General features: G+C 61.6%; 1 pseudogene. It reads right to left on the bottom strand.

Going from position 1 to position 305, the window contains the following annotated elements:
• Positions 1 to 305 (bottom strand): annotated as a pseudogene (locus SB764_RS39180) (glycosyltransferase); the annotation flags it as partial.

The raw sequence follows: 305 nt of genomic DNA, 5'->3' as shown, positions 1-305 counted from the left end.
CCACCGCTGGCACGAATGCGGCCCATTTCGGAGACGAGTGCTGGATCCGTCCACTCGTGCACCACAACCACATCCGCTTCGGCAAGGGCTGCTTCATGGTTGAAGTCCGCACCATAGATCTCGGCGTGTAGTTCCGGAAAATGCGTGGCGAAATTGGTGAGTGCCGCCTCGCCCTGGTCCTGCACGAGATTGCCGCGGCTCCACGATCCGACAGGTTCGAGTGCCACCGCCTCGTGGCCGCGACGGATCAGGTCGCGCATGATACCGCGCAGGAAATGTGCATTGCCGTGGTTCCAGTCGGATAC

This window comes from Paraburkholderia sp. SIMBA_027, assembly GCF_046535315.1.
GTDB classification, from domain to species: Bacteria; Pseudomonadota; Gammaproteobacteria; order Burkholderiales; family Burkholderiaceae; genus Paraburkholderia; species Paraburkholderia tropica.
This window is presented reverse-complemented; position numbering and strand designations above follow the sequence as displayed.